The following is an 18575-nucleotide window of genomic DNA, read 5'->3' on the forward strand; positions in this document are numbered from 1 at the left end:
ATAATTAAAAGTCTAACCACCGTGTGCGGTGAGCCGATGCAGCCCCGCCTGCAGCAGGCATGAACGGGGTGTGCGGTAGGTTTGTGGGTGGAATCACGATAGCTATCGGGGTGCGTCTTGTCCCGATAGGTATCGGGATTGGTTCTTTTGGGTTAAGCCAAAAGAACATAAAAAATATTCCGTACCTCCGGCACGGGAATGGATTATGAAATTCTTATTGCTACCCAGATCAAGTGCCTAACGGCACTAGTCCACAATCAGGAGGACTTCAAAGAAAATTCCGTTTTGCCAACGTATGCGGTGGGATGACGCAGCCGTGCCTGTAACAGACAGGAGCATGGAGCGCGCTGAAAATGCGCGGGGAGCCCCGATTTTTATCGGGGTGCGACTTGTCCCGATAGCTATCGGGATTGGTTCTTTTGGGTCAAAGCCTGTCCCGATTTATCGGGGCCAAAAGAACATATAAAAAATGCCGTACCTACGGCACGGGAAAAGATTTCGGAACAACCTTTTCTACCCAGATCAATTGCCTAGCGGCAATTATCATCGAACGAATTCCGTTGAACCCAGACCAATTTTAAATCTTCAAATCTTTCAATCCTATTCAAATCCTCCTTACCATCTCTATATGCTCAATCCCATCTTCATCATAGACATCTCCTTCTGATTGAAAACCCAAGGATTCATAAAAACCTAAGGCATAGGTTTGAGCTCCCAATCGAATAGCACATGGCCCATAGAGTTCTTGGCAGGCTTCAATCCCTAGCTCCATGACCTTTCTCCCAAAACCTTTGCGTCTCACAGAAGGGGCTGTTACTACTCGACCTATTGCCACTTCTTCATAGGATAATCCTGCAGGAACGATCCGACAATACCCAACCAAATCCTGTTCTTGGTAAAGGAGAAGATGATGACATTTTTGGTCCTTGTTGTCCTGATCCAGAAAAACACAGTCTTGCTCAACCACAAAAACCTCACTTCGTAACCGAAGCAAATTATACAATTCATCCAAGGTGAGTTCGTAAAATGCTTTGAGGCGATGCGACAGATTCATGGGGTTAGAATTCCGGTTAATTACTCATTCATTTTATGGAAGATCAAATATAGCTGTATTCAGAAGAATTGGCCGTAATTCTTTGCCTCTACCCACAGCCTTCCCTTTATGTGATGACCCTAAATTTTCTTAATACTTTCATCCAATGCAACTTAATCGGAAAAAGGCATTCAAACTCAAAAAAGATCTTCCCTTTTCTTCACATAAAACCACAAACAAAAAAAGATCAAATTGATTATATTTTGAGCGAATACGAATCTTTATGGAACAGTTTATTACCTATTTCGAAGACCTTTCCCCGCTCTACAAACTCCTTTGGGTCGTTGCCTGTCTGGGCTTTGTTTGGACCTTGGAATTAATCATCCCTCTGGTTCGCCACCAATACGATAAAGTCCGTCATGATGGCATCAACCTGGTTTTTCTAAGCATGTCCATGGTGATCAATGTATTGGTAGGCATCGCTACAGTGGGTGTCTTCTATTGGATCAGCACCTCCAAATTTGGTCTTTTAAACCTAGTTGATTTACCCTTTTGGGCGGAACTTCTGATTGCCGTAATGGCTTTGGACTTTTTTGCTCAGTATGTGGCTCATTACCTTTTGCACCGGGTACGATGGATGTGGAAGTTTCACTTGGTTCATCACAGTGATACCAAAGTAGATGCGACCACAGGTACGCGTCACCATCCTGGAGATTACTTTATCCGTGAACTCTTTTCCATCGCGACAGTCATCGTATTTGGGATTCCGGTAGCCTTCTATGTTTTCTATCGAATTTGCACGGTGTTTTTCACCTATGTGACCCATGCTAATATTTCTTTGCCGGTATGGATTGACAAGCCGTTGAGCTATGTCTTTATCACTCCCAATGTGCATAAGTTCCACCATCATTTCGAGCGTCCTTGGACCGACACTAACTTTGGCAATATCTTTTCCTTTTGGGATCGTGCATTTGGAACCTTCGTCTATGATGACCCTAAAAAAATCCTATATGGGGTAGACGTTACAGATCCTTCAAAGGATGAGAATTTAGGGTATCAGCTAGGGCTTCCTTTAAACAAATCCATCAAAACGGATTAATTAAAAAACCTTGATTTCTATCTAAAGCGTAGACTAAATAATCTACGCTTTTTTTATCTGCCTTGCTGGAAAATGGGTTTCTATTCGAGGTATCCCCTGAAACCCCTTGGAAGCCAACCTTGATTTTTGAACTGTATAACATCTATTCCTAGCAAAATTTCGTACTTTATAGAAACCAACCCAGCAATAGTATGAAAACTAAAACCACACTTATCTTCCTAGTGGCTCTCCTAGCCCTAGCTTGTAATCCCCGTTCAGAAAAGAACTTGGGAGAATTGATCACTGAAACCCGAGCGATCAGCGGCATTAATGAATTAAAACTTGATGGAGTTTTTAATATTTATCTCCGGCAAGGGGATGATGAATCCCTGGAAATCAATGCCTACGAAGAAGTCATGGATTATTTGATCATTTCTGAAAATGGCTCCGAACTGTTGATTGATTTTGATCCAGAGCAAGCGGATTTTTTGGATGACAAAACCCCTGAAATTCATTTGACTCTCAGCGACCTAAATAAGCTAACCTTTGACGGTGTTGGAAATATCCGAACCAAAAATCAATTGCAATTAGGGGAATTAACATTAAAAGGTAAAGGTGTTGTCAATTTGGAATTAGACTTTGAGGCAGATAGATTGGATGCCGATTTTGACATGATGGGAAATACCAAACTTTCGGGAAAGGCTGAAGTAGCAAACATTCAATTTGAAGGTATGGGAAATCTGGAAGCCTCAAAGTTAATCACCCAAAAAATGGACATTAATTCCAAAGGCATGGGAAGGGTGGCTGTCCATTGCGAAGGAGAGCTATCCATCACAGCGGAAGGAATGGGAATGGTGAGCTACACTGGAAACCCTACCATCCTAAAAGAAGAAATCAAGGGATTAGGTGGAGTTGATCGGAATTAAATTAACCCGCTAAATTTCAAAGCATTATTTAAACAAAGGTAAAAAACCGGCTCTTGGATAGTTCCGTACCTACGGCACGGATGAAAATATTAGGACCTTTTTTTTACCCTCATTCAGTGCCTATCAGCAGTTATCAGAAAAGTAAAAAACTGTACTAATTATTGCATAAGGTGCGCGGTGGCCCGACGCAGCAGCGGGGTGCGCGTTGGATATGCGCGAGGAAGCTTTGCTGCGTCTTGACCTTTTGGTTCTTTTGCGTCAAGGCAAAAGAACAGGAAGAAAAGAGACTGTTTTGCCCTTCGAAAGGACATTAATAAACTAAAAACAATAATTCTACAATGCCTGCAATAACAATCTTTGTTTGTGGTGGAACGATGGGACAACTATCCATGAAGAAGAAAAGCGTACGAAAGCCCGGTAGTTGATAGATTTTACTTAATCCCTTTTACTTCAAGGAAGCCATATCAATAACAAAACGATAATGTACATCCGCTGCAATGGTGCGTTCATAGGCTTCGTTGATTTGCTGAATAGGAATCACCTCCACTTCCGACACGATCCCATGTTCGGAACAAAAATCCAGCATCTCTTGGGTTTCTTTGATTCCCCCAACCAAAGATCCTAGAATACTTTTCCTTCCACGAAGCAAGAGTCCTGCTTGAACAGTACTTGGTTCAGGAGGAGCACCCAAAACCACCATTGTTCCATTAGTTTTTAACATGGGAATGTAGGTGTTGTAATCATGCACTCCCGAAACCGTATTGATAATGTAATGAAAATAGGACTTTGCCATTTTCATCTGTTCGGCGTCAGTAGTCAATACAAAATGTTGTGCCCCCAATTTCTTGGCATCCTGGGCTTTTTCGGGACTTCGACTGAGCATAGTCACCTCTGCTCCCATCGCCGCAGCCAGTTTCACAGCCATATGTCCCAATCCTCCCAAGCCTACCACTGCTACTCGATCGCCTTTTTTAACATTTAAATGACGTAAAGGTGAATAAGTAGTAATACCAGCACAAAGTAATGGTGCCACTCCTGGTAATGGTAGATTGCCCGGAACCCGCAAGACAAACTTCTCAGTCACAACAATGTGAGTAGAATATCCACCATAAGTAATGGTCTTTTTATCCTGCAAAAGGGAATTATAGGTTTGGGAATGACCATTTTCACAGTATTGTTCCAGATGCTCATGACAATTGGCACAATGTCCACAGGAATCCACAAATACCCCTACTCCTACGGTATCTCCCACTTGGAACCGTGTAACATGATCCCCAATAGCACTGACCTTCCCTACGATCTCATGACCGGGGACTACGGGATACATGGTAGCTCCCCATTCATTTCTAGCTGTGTGAATGTCCGAATGACAAACCCCACAATACAGGATTTCAATTTGAACATCCAAAGAACCGATTTCTCTTCGTTCTAAATCAAAAGGACCTAAAGGACGATCGGCTTGGGTGGCAGCATAGGCTTTTACAATGGGCATGACTAAGGAATTTAAATTGTATTTGGATGATATGTGATTCTACAAAAAATAACTGAATTGATATGGTTGATCTTTAAATAACTTTTGAAAAATGAATATTTATTCTTTGTTAATTAATCTGTAAAGGGTTTGGCTCTTTTTAAATAGAAATATCTGTCCAGCAATCTCCATTTTTATCACTACTAACTTTTTATAACCTTTAGTTTTTTATTCTCTTGAAAAGAGCATAACTGTACGGACGTTCCTCTCCAGAAGGCATGTGATAGGTATGGATAAAAGAATCCAATAGAATAAATTCATCTCCCAATCGCTCCTGATACATTTTTTCATCATACCTAAAAACTGACAAACCGGAGCATTTATCAGCTCCCGAAAGATGAAATTCAGCGAAAATCACATAACCGCCGGATTTTACTTTTTGCTTTAAATTCTGAAAATAGACGGACTGCTCTCTCTCATCCATGAAAAAGTGCATCACAGCCCGATCAAACCATAAATTTACTGGAGGTATTCCTTCCAAAGTATCCGGAGTTAAAATGTCCCCCACCCGATAATTTATTCGCTCACCAAGTCTTGTTTTCACTTCTTGAAGGGCAACTCCAGAGACATCAGAAACCCAAAGTTCAGAAGATATCTTATCTAGTAGTTGATCTGGTAATCGGCTATTTCCTGAACCGACTAGTAAAATAGAATCATTTTCATTCATTTGGCATTGGTTGATCAGCCGAAAACTAGGACTGAAATCGTCCTCATACCATCCCAATTTCCCTTCTGGGCTATTGAGGTAAGCCTGATCCCAATGCTTAGAAATAGAAAATTCTTTCTCGCTGGTTTTTTCCGAAGAACAGCAGGCTTTGTTTTTATCTTCCAACTTGCAAGAAGGGCCTTGAATCATCGCAAATTTTTAAAATCAAAATTTAAAAATTTACTCCTAAAATTCAGTAAATTATGTCACAGAAGGAATGGTGCTGTGATTTGAATAAAGCGTAGAGTACAATTCGAAAGTATAAATCATTTTCTCACGAATCAATTGAATAAATACTATGACCATTCCGAACTTCATCACTCATTTTTGGTACAAAAATCCTCAAAAAGTCTTCCTTACTCTCATTTTTATTGGGTGTATTACAGCAAGCCTGCACGCTCAGGAAACCAAGAGCATTCAAAATTCCTATCTAAAAACCACTTTACATGGAGGACTAGGTTTTGCAGTGCTTTATGGTTCGGCTACAATCAATTTGGAGCGGATGGTAACCCAATCCCTTGACAAAAAAATTACAGCAACATTTGCAAAAGTTGGCTATGGGACTTACGGTGCTTGGGGGGATTCTGGACAATATCTATTTATCCAATATGGTTTTTTAACAGGAAAAAAAGCTGGTCATTTTGAAATGAGTGCTGGTCCTAACTTCGTTGTCAATGGAGATATGAAATTGCCTGTAGCAGCAAGCATTGGCTATAGGCACCAAAGGCCAGGGAAAAGCTTCCTATATCGAGCCGGAATAGCTTTACCAGAATCAATTTATTTTGGAATGGGGTTATCATTTTGATCCACATTCTCCCATTAGAAGTCATTCTATTTTAACTCAAAACCAGACTTTTTATTCAATTTTTTTTCTCAATTATTGAAAGAAATCTTAAGCTTTTTATGATATAAATTTTTCATTCCTTACTTGATTTACATACGGAAATTAATACGTAACTTTCTTTTAGTCAGATATTCAAAAATCTATCTGGCCAATTATTTCGTTCTCGGTTTTTTTGAATTTAAAATGGAAAGAAAGCTCAAATATCTCGCTATTTGTTTGTTCCTGGTTCTTTCGATTTATCCCATGGAATCTACATCCCAGCAAACTCATATCGAGTTGGGTTTTCGAAGTCAAAAATCCTTTGGCCTTTACTTTGAGAATGGAATTGTCACGCAATTCTCCTTTGAAAAATTTGTACCTCAAAGGTTTTACTTGGGTGCTGGATATATCACCAGCAGAATAGGATCCGCCCTTGGCACCAACGCTATTAAACAGGATAATTTCCAAATTTGGCTTTCATATTACCTAATGAAGGGGAAAAAGTTTAGACCATTTATTAGCGTAGGAAGTGGCTTCTTTAGTGCGGATTATGAATCGGATGTTTTTAGGCAATTGGATCACCAATCAGCCTTAATTTCAACTAATGCGGGCTTGGAGTGGGCATCCCCTTTCCAATTGAAAATCAACCTCGCTTTAGGGTATAATTTTATCTCTGGGAATGGTGAAAAAGGTCCTGGAACTTTATACCCTACATTCGCACAGCTTAATCTTTTCTATCCATTGAAATGAAACCCTACACCTATCCTGCCCTAAAATCGCCCCTATTAGCATCTTTTTTAAAGTTTCCATTGTGGTTGATTTTCCTAGTTATTTTCAGTTTGGGGTCTTGTGGCGATCCATCCAATATTGGAGATGATCTCTTAGACGGGAAGTTGATTATTGATCCTTCTATAATGACACCGGAGAATTATTTGATATCTGTCAGCAATCCAAACCCCAGTCCAAAAGAAGCTTCAAGACCTGTATTTATACTTTGCCATGGCTATAGTGCTACTACATTTGAATGGTCTGAATTTGTCGAATGGTCTGGGGAAACTGATTCCTACTATACTTCAAGGGTACTTCTAGGTGGTCATGGGAAATCCTATGAAGATTTTAAATCTTCCTCTTGGGAAGAATGGCAGCAATCTATATTTGATGAATATGAGGCACTCATTGGAGCTGGTTACACAAATATTCATTTGGTTGGGTCATCCGCTAGTGGAGCGCTTATTTTAGAGGCCATTTCTTCTGGTTATTTCAAAGGAATCAATCCACCAAGAAACATTATACTTATCGACCCAATTGTCCTTCCCTCAGACAAGCTCCTACCACTTATAGGTGTAGTAGGTCCCCTAATCGGATATATGGAATCAAATAATACAGAGGGAGAAAAATCCTATTGGTATACTTATAGACCACAAGAGACACTTCAGGAACTCCAGGAACTACTCAAAAAGGTTCGCATTGCTTTACAAAAAGGCGTAATCCTACCCTCACAAACAAAATTATTTGTTTTTAAATCTATTCAAGATCCAACAGCAGATCCAGCCAGTGCTGTACTGATCAATAAAGAGTTGAGTCCTGCCAACCAACTTGATATCAAGATGATCAATTCAGCTTTACATGTGTTTACACGCCTGCAAGGAAGAGTAGAAGTTGTTTCAGCACTAGATAGAAACAATCAAGAACAAACTTTTCAGAAAATGGTGGAAATAGCCCTGTCCCAATAAATAATTTGGACAACCGCTATCAGTCAAAAGCCAAAATCAAGCTACATTTTTTCTACTTACTTCTTCTGCAATAAAATTCTTAGCCAATTCTTCAGGAGATTTAATAACAACCTTCAATTGGTATTCTTTGAAAATCAGAAGTCCTAAGGAGATCAGGGCAAAGTTTTTAATGATATACTGCCCTACTAAGGTTGGGGTAAACCAGGTTTGCCAAGTGTCATTTGGCAGGTAAAAGACCGGGAGAAAAGTCATGACCATATGAGCCAAGAGCAGATAAAGTGCCCATTTGGTGAAACGAGGAATTAACCAAATGACTCCAATCAGGCATTCGAATAGTCCAAAAGGCGGATTAAACAGCTCGAAAGGAATCCAACCAGCAAATAATTGATCGAATAGGTTATGAACCAAAGGTTCTGCTGGGGAAATCCCAATGACTTTCAAAAAGCCAAACCAGAAATAAATGAGGAAGAGGGAGACGCGTCCCAGTGTAGTAAAGTGATTCATAGGATTAAGGTTAATCCTCAAACCTAGATTATTCACTAAACTTGAAACATGACATTAATCAATTCAGGCGGTAAGTTTTTTCAGGAAAAAGATGTCAAAACACCAAAAACGAGGAAAAAGTAACTCCTTATAGCTTTCATAATAAGGTCTAGTAAATAAACTTAATTAGAACCAAAATCAGGAATAGGTCTAGTTTCTGTTTCTTTATCCCAAATCATTGAAAGTACTTTCCATTTGCCATCAAGCTTCACTAATTGATATGCAATCACCCCTTTTTCAGCAAAGGAATCCGTGGTATTGAAATAAACCCCATAGGAGCTAATATGCTGTGCAAGATGTCCAAAAACTTGAGTTTTGCCACTTAATTCCAACTCCTTCAATAATTTAGGAGGATCTTCTTTAACCATTTTTTCCATTCCTGTTAAATAATCATCTGGACTGGATAAACGTAAATCTCCGTCAACGACTGAGCCCATTTTTGCTTCCGGGCTAAAATAAGTCCTGATCTTTTGAAAATCAGGTACCAGATCTCCTTCGACCCGAAATCCCGCATACAAACTGTCAATTAGGGCCTTGATTTCAAGCTTTTCTTGATTCACATTCTGCAAATGAATTTTTTCAGTTTGTGCAAAAGAGACATGGCTTAGCACGATGTAAAAAAGGATTAGAACAATTACTACAGGAACCTTTATTTTCATAGTGATTCTAATTTCTAAACCAACAAAATAAATAATATCATAAAAAAATAAAAGAATAGTAGTTTTTGGATATGATTAAAAAAACCATCCAGCCACAAGCCGGATGGTTTCCACTCAAAAGCCTATCTTTTTACCTATCACTCAACTATGGCATCTCGATCCCAGCCGCCACCTAAGGCTCTGTAGATTTGTACTTTGGCTTGAAGCTGCTTCAATTTAGTTTCGATAAGCTCCATTTGAGCATCTAGTACCTCCTCTTGCGTCAACAAAACCTCTACATAGTCGGCCTTGGCAAACTGGAATAGGCTATTTGCTACATCAACCGATTGATTTAACACTTCCACTTCCTGAGACTTGGTTTCAAGGCTTTGGGTGTAATTATCCAATTTGGCAAACTGATTCAGCACATCGGTGTAGGCTTGAAGCAAGGTTTGCTCATAAGCAATCACCGATTGAATCTGCTGAGCTGAGGCCATATTAAACTGCGCTTGAATGGCCTTCCTATTAATAAGAGGGGCCATCAAATCGCCTGCAGCATTGAAAATCAAAGATTCTGGATTGAACAAATAGGACGGGTTAAAGGCTTGGTACCCTATTCCCGCTCTCAGATCTAAGCTTGGGTAGAAATTGGCCTTGGCTGACTTCACATCCAGTTTAGCTGCTGCCATTTCCAGCTCAGCCTGACGTATATCCGGACGATTCTCTAACAATTGAGCTGGAATGCCAGCCAGAAGGCTATCCAAGGTGATTTCCATCATCCTGTCCGAATTTCGAGGAATCCGGCTTGGATAAGCTCCCACCAAGAAGTAAATACGGTTTTCAGTTTCCACCAATTTTTGACGAATCGCATATTGCTGATTCTTGGTATTGAGGTATTGCGCTTCAAACCGATTGACCACCAATTGATTGGCTTTCGCATACTCCTTTAATTGACGGGCTTTTTCCAAAGCATCCTTCTGAATCTCCAGGTTTTGATTGATGATTTGAAGCAAATTGTCCAAAGCCATCAATTCATAGTAGGATTCAGCGATCTCAGAAATCAATTGAGTCACCAAAAAGCTCTTGCCTTCTGTCCGAGCCAAATAGCGAAGTTGGGCGGCATCCTTGGCGTTACGAAGTTTTCGCCAAATATCCACTTCCCAGGAAGCCGTGGCTCCCAAGACAAAATCTCCCAAGGGTTCGGGAAACTCTTTTCCTTCTTTGATTTCCAGATTATGCTCCACAGCACCATCCCGAGTAAATCTTCCGGGTTTTTCCGCCCCTGCTCCTAATCCAAGGTTAACAAATGGTTGGTATTCGCCCTTCTTCTCAAGGACTTCATTTTTACTGATTTCTATCTCTTGCAAGACAATATTCAGTTCCTGATTGTGCAGCAAAGCCGAATCGATCAAAGCATTCAAATACTCATCTTCGAAGTAGCCACGCCAATCCAAACTAGCAATGGTTGTAGTATCCTCCCCTTGCTGATTATACTCCTCAGGAAGATTTTCTGTTGGTTCCTTGAAGGTGATCTCCTGGGATTTACAGCCCCAAAATCCAACCAACATGACCAAGGAAATTCCTGTATATAGATTAATACGTTTACTTGTCATTTTTTCTATTGTTTCGTTTTGCGGCCTGAAGTAACACACTGAGTTTTCCGATTTTTTTCAAAAGGGATGCTCTGTTTTGACCTTCTTCTACAAATGCTTCAGAAAGCGAAGAATCTGCCTCATTTTGCAATAGACTCTTACCCTCAATCATACTACCGAAGAAGTAATAGAGACCTGGAATCACCAAAACCCCAATCATCGTCCCGAGAAACATCCCTCCCATGGCAGATGAACCAATAGTCTTGTTTCCTACAGCTCCTGCACCATGTGCGATGACCAAAGGAATCAAACCAGCGATAAAGGCAAAAGAGGTCATCAAAATAGGACGGAAACGCATCTTAGCCCCTTCAATGGCAGCCGCCAAAACTGTAGCTCCTTCGCGGTGACGCTGCACCCCAAACTCCACAATCAACACGGCGTTTTTACCCAGCAAACCGATCAACATAATCATCCCAATCTGGGCGTAAACGTCATTGGCTAGCCCCATGAGTTTGAGCATTGCGAATGAACCGAATATCCCTATAGGAAGAGAAAGAAGTACCGCAAGAGGCAATACAAAACTTTCATATTGGGCTGCCAAAACAAGGTAGACAAAGAGTACAACCACTGCGAAAATATAGATAGCCTCATTCCCCCTTCTCGATTCATCAAATGACAAGTCTTCCCAGGCAATGTCATATCCTTTTGGCAGTGTTTGCGCAGCTACTTCCCGTATGGCCTGAATGGCATCCCCGGTAGTAAATCCATCTCCTGGTAAGCCACGAATCGCTGCGGAATTGAAGAGGTTGTATCGGGTAATCTCATTAGGTCCCTGGGTTTTAGATACCTTCATAAAAGATGAATAAGGAACCATTTCGCCCTCTTCGTTTTTCACAAACAAATCAGTCAAATCGGAAGGATAGCGACGAAACTCCGGTGCAGCCTGCGTATATACTTTGAAGAATCTACCAAAGCGAATAAAGCCTTGTTCATAAGTACTACCTATAAGAATATTCAGGTTTTCCATGGCTTTACCAATGGTTACTCCTTTCTGCATGGCTGCCTGATTATCAATCTCCAAATGATATTGCGGATAATTGGCAGCGAAGAAGGTAAACAATCCCTTGAGTTCTTTTCGCTCACGGAGAGCGGCCAAAAACTCCTGGTTGATCTTGTCAAATTCATCATAGTCGGTATCTCCACCGGTTTTGTCCAAGAGACGAAGTGAAAAACCACCTGAAGAACCAAATCCCGGAACAGCCGGTGGTTCGAAATATTCCACTACAGCTCCCAAATCCTTGGTCTCTTCTTCCAACTCTTCCATGATTTCATGGACACTCTTATCGCGCTCAGACCATGGTTTGAGATTGATCAAGCAAGTACCTGCATTGGATCCCCGCCCTTCTGTCATAATTTCATAACCAGCCAAAGAGGTTACAGATTCGATGCCTTCCACTTCCTCAGCAATTTGCTGGAGTTCCTGAGCGACTTTATTGGTCAATTCCAAAGTGGAGCCTGGAGGAGTTTGAATAATGGCGTAGATAGTACCTTGGTCTTCATTTGGAACAAAGCCGGAAGGAAGAATTTCATTCGTATAGATTATTCCAGCGACGAAAAGTCCCAAAATTCCGAAGGTTACGATTCTTCTAGCCACGATTACGTTGAGCACCCGAATGTAATGCCCTGTAAACCGTTCAAATAATTTATTGAAACCATCGATAAAGCGATCGAAAAGGGATTTCTTTCGCTTACCATGATGATTTCTCAAAATCATCGCACAGAGAACAGGTGTCAAAGTCAAAGCGACAATCCCCGAGATAATAATGGAGCTTGCCATGGTAATGGAAAATTGTCGGTAGAAAACCCCAACCGGACCGCTCATAAAGGCAATAGGAACGAACACGGAGGTCATTACAAGGGTAATCGCGATGATCGCACCACTCAATTCTCCCAAAGCTTTTTGGGTCGCCTTGTACGGAGTCAAATGCGGATCTTCCTCCATTTTGGCGTGGACGGCTTCTACCACCACAATCGCGTCATCCACTACCACCCCTATCGCCAAAACCAAGGCAAATAGCGTGATCAAGTTGATTGACAAACCAAAAAGCTGGAGGACAAAAAACGCCCCAATTAAGGACACCGGCACTGCAATGATTGGAATCAAAGTGGATCGCCAATCTCCCAAGAAGAGGAACACAACCAAGGCCACCAAGAAAAAGGCATCCCGAATGGTATGAACCACCTGCTCAATAGAAGCATCCAAGAATTTGGATACGTCGTAGCTGTATTCATAATGAACCCCTACAGGAAAATCAACCTCCAATTCTTTGAGTTTTTCCTTGACCTGTTCGATTACCTCACTACCGTTACTATCGGGGGTTTGCTTCAATACGATGGAAGAAGATGGCCGACCATCCAAATTGGAGTAAATGTCGAAGAATTCACTTCCCAATTCGACTTCAGCTATATCCTTCAATTTGATCAGTTCCCCCTCCTCGTTACTTCGGATAATGATGTTTTCGTATTGCTCGGGTTCATTGAATCGACCCTGATACGTCAATACATATTCCACGGATTGGGCTTGCTTACCGGAACTTTGACCTAATCGACCTGGACGGGCGATCACACTTTGCTCATCCATGGCTTCAAGCACTTCTTCAGCGGAGATTTTGTAGGCGCGCATGCGATCCAGTTTCAACCATACTCGCATGGCATATTTTCTGGAACCTAGAATCTGGGCTTGTGCAATCCCGTTAATCCGCTGCAATTCCGGGATAATCCGGGTATAGGCATAGTTATAGAGGAATTTTTCATCAATATCAGCTCCCTCTTCGCCATAGATGTCAACATACAAGAGCATACTTGGCTGAACAGGGGTAATAATTACACCTTCCCGTTGAACCAAGGGAGGTAAATTAGGCATCACTTGGTCCACTCGTGTCTTTACCCGGACTACCGCTTGGTTTGGATCGGTTCCTGGTTCAAACACCACACGAATGGTTCCTTCACCCGCACTGGTTGCGTCGGATGCAATGTATCGCATTCCTTGCACCCCATTTATGGAGGTTTCCAAAGGAATCAAGGTGGATTTTGTCAAAACGTCCGCACTGGAACCTGGATAGGCTACAAAGATATTGACGGTAGTAGGTGCGATTTCAGGAAACTGCGAAATAGGCAATTGGGTAATGGCCAGTAATCCCACAAACACAATCATGAATGAGACTACAATAGCCAATACAGGCCTTCTTAATATATCTTTAAACATTTCTTTCGGATTTTAAGGTGATGGAACTTATTCGGCATGCAAACGCAATCCCTCAAATACTTCCTCTGGCTGAATCAATTCAAAGTGAATTTTTCCACCATTTTGCACCTTCCTCAGGCCTTCCAAAAGAAACTTGTCCAGGGTCGTTAACCCGGCACTAACCAAATAAACGTGGTTCAGCTCTCCTTCAATTTTGATTTCTTGGGAACGTACATTTCCTTCGTCATCTACCAAGAAGACAAATTTCTTGTCCAAAACTTCAAAAGTGGCTTTCTGTGGTATCATCGTCACCTCATACAATGGCTTAGGCCAAAGGATATTTCCGGTTTGGCCATGTCGAAGTAAGCCTGCTGGATTTGAAAAAGTAGCCCGGAAAGCAATGTTACCCGTCGCATTGTTAAAATCGGATTCGATCGTTTCAATCACCCCAGGTTCTGAAAACACCCGATTATTAGCCAATCGTAACTGAACCATTTCAGCAGAATCTTTCTCCGTCATGGCATAGTCCAAGTATTCCGCTTCCGGTACGTTGAAATACACCCACATTTTGCTGTTATCTGAAAGGGTTGTCAATAATTCCCCTTCATCCAACAAACTTCCCAAACGCACTTCTTCGAATTTCCCGATGATGCCATCAAAAGGAGCTCGCAGTTCAGTAAAGTTCAAGTGCGTTTCAGCCAAGGTCAATTCGGCTTTTGCCTTTTCCAATTGTGCTTTTGCTAAGGCAACTTCGTTTTGGGAAACGATATTTTTATCCGCAAGCGCTTTGGTATTTTCATATTCTACGCGGGCAAACTCAACTTCAGATTTTGCTTTTTGAAACTCAGCCTGATAGATGGTAGGCTGAATCTGAAAGAGTAATTGACCTTTTTTGACATGCTGACCTTCATCTACGAAAATTTTCTGAAGGTACCCCTTTTCCAAGGCCCGAAGCTCAATGTGTTGAATGGCCCGGATTTGACTGACATATTCTTTGATTAAGACTGTGTCTTGTTTAATAGGTTGAGAAACTTTGAATGTCGCAGTTTCTTCGTGAGTATCATGTGATGAACCGCAGGATGTAAAAAACATCGCACAGCCCACTGCTAGGAACAATAAATTCCTGGTAGTTTTCATATTTATGAATTTTGAAATGTAGGTAAAAAGAAAATAAATCAGTTCCTGAGCGATGATAGGCATACTTGCTCCGGAACTCGTACCATGGCCTATTTGGCCCAATCAAAAAATCCTAAATACGATAAACGCAGTGGTAAATGTGTAGCCGATTAGAAGTCGGCTTAAAGAAGTTTTTGCAGAAACGTAGAAAACGCGTCTGATCTTTTCCAAGGCTGAATGCCAAAAGACAAAACCAAATGGCAGAAAGAGCCATCTTCAATTCTGAATCCAGATCAAAGAAGCTTTCTTCAAGCTGCTCAAGTCCTTCAGGTTCTGCAGATAAAAGAAGATTTGCTTGAGATTTTAACTCCTCGGGGCTGTTTACAATGAAGTTAGATTCATGGGAAGTAGAAAAAGCAGTTTCCTTAAAGTCCTTCTGGATATAATTGGAAAACTGCAATCCAGAGACAAGACCTGGGACAAAAAAAGTCAGAAGCAGTGAGGAAATCACTGTCATCAGCCCAATAACCCTGTAGGATTTTCTATACATCGTTACAAATGTATTTGAATATTTTTCATTTATCCAAAAGATTTTTTTTCAAACTGGCAAGGAAATCATCAATCTGATCCAAAAATGAAAATAAAGCACAGAAGTTTCATCCTCTAAAAATAAATTCACCTAAACTTTTTAAAAAAAATTAATTAAAAAGCATAAAGACCGAATGTTTCCGTACCTTTGTCTAGTTGAAATTAGCCTAAATTGAAAATATTCGGCCAATTCATCAACAATGCATCGGTAAATTACCCTGCAGCAAGTAGTAAAAAGAGTTTTTCCCAACGGTTTCAATTCTTCTCTTCTACTTTTAATTCTTGAGAAAGGCAATGCCACTCTATGAATTGAATACCGCAGTTTGATTTTAATACACTTTGATTAACTACTTTATTTTATTTAATACCTTTTCTTATTAAGACCATTCGATTCTCGGAATCAGCTTTATCTGATTTCTCTCTTACCCTGCGCAGCCGCGTCAATTCTTATTTCAAAACCTCTAAAAAAAACAAGTTCGGAAATAGAGAAATGGTTCTCAAGACCATTTTTATGCTATCATTATACTTTGTTCCCGTGCTATTAGTTAGTTCGGGATTGCTTACCTACACTTGGCAATTATTCGCCTGCTTCATTCTAAGCGGATTTGGTATGGCAGGTATCGGCATGGGGATTATGCACGATGCAATTCACGGCACCTATTCTTCCAATGCGGGGATCAATAAACTGCTTGGCTATACCTTAAATATGGTCGGAGCTAATGCCAACGTTTGGCGCGTTCAACACAATGTTCTTCACCATAGCTTTACGAATATCCACGAAGGTGATGACGATATCAATGCCCCTGCTTTTTTACGATTTTCTCCCAATGTCAAGAAAAACAAATTGCACGCCTATCAGCAATGGTATACCTGGTTCTTTTATGGTCTATCTACGCTTTCTTGGGTAACGACTAAGGATTTTATTCGATTGAATCGCTACCATAAGATGGGTTTGATCAAAGGAAAAAACAGTTACCGAAACCATTTTCTAAAGATTTTAGGCTGGAAAGTAGTTTATTTTGCCTTCACACTGGGACTTCCCCTCATCTTCTCTCCTTTTGGATTTTGGGAAATTCTGTTAGCCTTTTTTGCACTGCATTTTGTAACAGGACTGTGTATTTCCTTAGTCTTTCAAACGGCTCACATTATGCCTGACGTTGTTTTTCCGGTAGCGGATGAAAATGGAATGATAGAAGGAGAGCGATTGGTACACCAATTGGTCACCACCTGTAATTATGCTCCAAAAAGCAGAATATTTTCATGGATGATTGGAGGATTGAACTACCAGGTAGAACATCATTTATTCCCAGACATCTGTCACGTACATTACCGACATATTGCTCCTATTGTCAAAAAAACTGCCGCTGAATTCCAGCTACCTTATTATTCTAAAAAATCCTTTTTTGAGGCTCTTAAAGCCCATTTCCAAATGCTTCACCACTTGGGAACGGTAGAAACTGTCCCGGTAAAAAGCTAATTATTTTATTTATGAACACATTTCGAAAAAACACACGCTCCAATTTTCGGGGCACACATACAAGTCCAGGGAGAAATCAGTCCAAAAGAAAGCCTGTTTCTTCCCTAGACCCCAATCTTTTGGTTAAAAAAGCCAAACCTGTTTCAGCTGTTTCTTCTGCACTCAAAGGGCAAAAGTTTCAGGAATTAAATCTTCAGGCCAAACTTCAGGAAGCTATCCAAAAGAAAGGATATGAGTACCTAACCCCTATTCAGGAAATGGCTATTCCGGTTCTTTTGAAAGGAATAGACATGCTAGCCATCGCCCGAACAGGTTCGGGTAAAACAGCAGCATTTCTAATCCCTATCATCGAACGGCTCTTAAAGAAACCTCAGAACGGTTCAATTTTAATCATCGCACCTACCCGAGAACTTGCCTTACAGATAGGAGATGAATTCAAAGGGCTTACACAAGGCATGTCCTTACGCTTTGCTACGTTCATTGGAGGCACCAACATCAATATGGATCGAAAGCATTTAGCTCAAAAGCCACATGTAATTATAGGAACGCCGGGAAGATTATTGGATTTATCTAATCAGCAGGCACTCCATCTAAAATCGGTAAACACCTTAGTTTTGGATGAATTTGACCGAATGCTGGATATGGGATTTATCCATGATGTCAAGCGACTGGTAGCTTTGATTGGATTGAGGGAACAAACTCTTTTATTCTCAGCGACTTTGGATCCCACACAAGAAAAACTAATTGCTGACCTCCTGGATAACCCAGAGGAAATCCATGTAGATCCGGGAACATCAGCAAATGAGCATATTGACCAACAAACCATTCGAGTATCGGAAGGGGAAGATAAGTTTGTGGTTCTACAGAATCTATTTCAAAACGGAGCGCTTAAAAAGGTCATCCTTTTTACAGAAACCAAGCGACTTGCAGACCGGCTTTCCAAAAAATTGAATCAATGCGGAATTCCGGCAGGACAAATACACGGAAATAAATCCCAAAATTTCAGAAATAAAATCCTTAGTGATTTCAAACAGGGATCCATCCGTGTACTGGTAGCCACAGATGTGGCGGCGAGAGGGATTGATGTGGTAGACGTAAGTCACGTCATCAATTATCAAATACCTATGACCATGGATTCCTATATCCATAGAATCGGCCGAACCGGGAGAGCTGGGAAAACCGGTCAGGCTATCACCTTTATCAATTGAACATTTATTTATGTCAAAAAACCAAAACTCATTTATCAAAAAACAAAAAGCCGAACTCAAGCGAAGGAAGAAAAAGGAAAAATTCGAACAACGACTTGAACGAAAAGCACAACCAAAAGACGGAAGTCTTGAAAATATGATGGTTTATGTCGATGAATTCGGGAATTTTTCCGACTCACCGCCTGAGCCAACCCCACCAAAAAAACAAGTAAATCAATCCAAAACACACAGCAAAGGCGCTGTACAAAACAAGTAAAATTATGAATGAAGGAACAGTAAAATTCTTTAATGACTCCAAAGGATTTGGATTCATTACCCCATCTGACAACAGCGAAGATA

The 18575-nt window shown here is 40.8% G+C and carries 18 protein-coding genes; 9 read left to right on the forward strand and 9 right to left on the reverse strand.

The window, feature by feature from the left end; genetic code table 11:
• Positions 1 to 604: 604 nt before the first annotated feature.
• A complete protein-coding gene (locus HWE15_RS04940; RefSeq protein WP_290506394.1) occupies positions 605 to 1054 on the reverse strand; it encodes a GNAT family N-acetyltransferase in 450 nt (149 codons plus the stop codon).
• Between the two features lie 262 nt (positions 1055 to 1316).
• Here HWE15_RS04940 and HWE15_RS04945 point away from each other — a divergent pair, with 262 nt between their 5' ends.
• Both HWE15_RS04945 and HWE15_RS04950 read left to right on the forward strand, forming a co-directional pair.
• Positions 1317 to 2132, forward strand: a complete 816-nt coding sequence (locus tag HWE15_RS04945) for a sterol desaturase family protein (RefSeq protein WP_290506395.1) — start codon at positions 1317 to 1319, stop codon at positions 2130 to 2132.
• Between the two features lie 191 nt (positions 2133 to 2323).
• Positions 2324 to 3037 carry a DUF2807 domain-containing protein gene (locus HWE15_RS04950; protein ID WP_290506396.1) on the forward strand — a complete coding sequence of 238 codons (714 nt, stop codon included), beginning with the start codon at positions 2324 to 2326 and terminating at the stop codon, positions 3035 to 3037.
• Between the two features lie 445 nt (positions 3038 to 3482).
• Here the strand turns inward: HWE15_RS04950 and HWE15_RS04955 are convergent, their stop codons facing one another.
• Both HWE15_RS04955 and HWE15_RS04960 read right to left on the reverse strand, forming a co-directional pair.
• Positions 3483 to 4529 (reverse strand): NAD(P)-dependent alcohol dehydrogenase, encoded by a 1047-nt coding sequence (locus HWE15_RS04955; protein ID WP_290506397.1) that lies wholly within the window; start codon positions 4527 to 4529, stop codon positions 3483 to 3485.
• A gap of 199 nt (positions 4530 to 4728) precedes the next feature.
• Positions 4729 to 5424 (reverse strand): hypothetical protein, encoded by a 696-nt coding sequence (locus HWE15_RS04960; RefSeq protein ID WP_290506398.1) that lies wholly within the window; start codon positions 5422 to 5424, stop codon positions 4729 to 4731.
• 148 nt (positions 5425 to 5572) lie between these two features.
• Between HWE15_RS04960 and HWE15_RS04965 the strand changes: the two genes are divergently transcribed.
• The 3 genes from HWE15_RS04965 (at position 5573) to HWE15_RS04975 (ending at position 7830) form a co-directional block, all read left to right on the forward strand.
• Positions 5573 to 6079, forward strand: coding sequence for a hypothetical protein (locus tag HWE15_RS04965; protein ID WP_290506399.1), 507 nt, complete (start codon positions 5573 to 5575; stop codon positions 6077 to 6079).
• Positions 6080 to 6361: 282 nt separating this feature from the next.
• The gene (locus HWE15_RS04970; protein WP_290506400.1) at positions 6362 to 6847 is read left to right on the forward strand and encodes a hypothetical protein; all 486 of its coding nucleotides are present in this window, start codon (positions 6362 to 6364) and stop codon (positions 6845 to 6847) included.
• Positions 6844 to 7830 (forward strand): esterase, encoded by a 987-nt coding sequence (locus tag HWE15_RS04975; protein ID WP_290506401.1) that lies wholly within the window; start codon positions 6844 to 6846, stop codon positions 7828 to 7830. Before HWE15_RS04970 ends, HWE15_RS04975 begins: the two co-directional genes overlap by 4 nt.
• 36 nt (positions 7831 to 7866) lie before the next feature.
• On the opposite strand, the gene HWE15_RS04980 is transcribed toward HWE15_RS04975, so the two are convergent.
• The 6 genes from HWE15_RS04980 to HWE15_RS05005 all read right to left on the reverse strand — a co-directional run bounded on the left by HWE15_RS04980 (position 7867) and on the right by HWE15_RS05005 (position 15513).
• Positions 7867 to 8334, reverse strand: a complete 468-nt coding sequence (locus tag HWE15_RS04980; protein WP_290506402.1) for a hypothetical protein — start codon at positions 8332 to 8334, stop codon at positions 7867 to 7869.
• A 161-nt stretch (positions 8335 to 8495) separates the two neighbouring features.
• Complete coding sequence (locus HWE15_RS04985; RefSeq protein WP_290506403.1) at positions 8496 to 9032, reverse strand: hypothetical protein; 537 nt, start codon at positions 9030 to 9032, stop codon at positions 8496 to 8498.
• Positions 9033 to 9169: 137 nt separating this feature from the next.
• Positions 9170 to 10624 carry a TolC family protein gene (locus HWE15_RS04990; protein WP_290506404.1) on the reverse strand — a complete coding sequence of 485 codons (1455 nt, stop codon included), beginning with the start codon at positions 10622 to 10624 and terminating at the stop codon, positions 9170 to 9172.
• Positions 10614 to 13868 (reverse strand): efflux RND transporter permease subunit, encoded by a 3255-nt coding sequence (locus HWE15_RS04995; RefSeq protein WP_290506405.1) that lies wholly within the window; start codon positions 13866 to 13868, stop codon positions 10614 to 10616. The genes HWE15_RS04990 and HWE15_RS04995 overlap by 11 nt, the downstream gene beginning before the upstream one ends.
• 27 nt (positions 13869 to 13895) lie before the next feature.
• A complete protein-coding gene (locus HWE15_RS05000) occupies positions 13896 to 14984 on the reverse strand; it encodes an efflux RND transporter periplasmic adaptor subunit (protein WP_290506406.1) in 1089 nt (362 codons plus the stop codon).
• A gap of 112 nt (positions 14985 to 15096) precedes the next feature.
• A complete protein-coding gene (locus HWE15_RS05005) occupies positions 15097 to 15513 on the reverse strand; it encodes a hypothetical protein (RefSeq protein WP_290506407.1) in 417 nt (138 codons plus the stop codon).
• A gap of 549 nt (positions 15514 to 16062) precedes the next feature.
• Here HWE15_RS05005 and HWE15_RS05010 point away from each other — a divergent pair.
• From HWE15_RS05010 to HWE15_RS05025, 4 genes are all read left to right on the forward strand, one after another.
• Complete coding sequence (locus HWE15_RS05010; protein WP_290506408.1) at positions 16063 to 17028, forward strand: acyl-CoA desaturase; 966 nt, start codon at positions 16063 to 16065, stop codon at positions 17026 to 17028.
• 11 nt (positions 17029 to 17039) lie between these two features.
• Positions 17040 to 18236, forward strand: coding sequence for a DEAD/DEAH box helicase (locus HWE15_RS05015; RefSeq protein WP_290506409.1), 1197 nt, complete (start codon positions 17040 to 17042; stop codon positions 18234 to 18236).
• Between the two features lie 10 nt (positions 18237 to 18246).
• Positions 18247 to 18492, forward strand: coding sequence for a cold-shock protein (locus tag HWE15_RS05020; protein ID WP_290506410.1), 246 nt, complete (start codon positions 18247 to 18249; stop codon positions 18490 to 18492).
• A gap of 4 nt (positions 18493 to 18496) precedes the next feature.
• Positions 18497 to 18575: cold shock domain-containing protein (locus tag HWE15_RS05025; RefSeq protein ID WP_290506415.1), on the forward strand; the 79-nt coding region annotated here is incomplete at its 3' end.

The organism is Algoriphagus sp. (assembly GCF_013373065.1).
GTDB lineage: Bacteria > Bacteroidota > Bacteroidia > Cytophagales > Cyclobacteriaceae > Algoriphagus.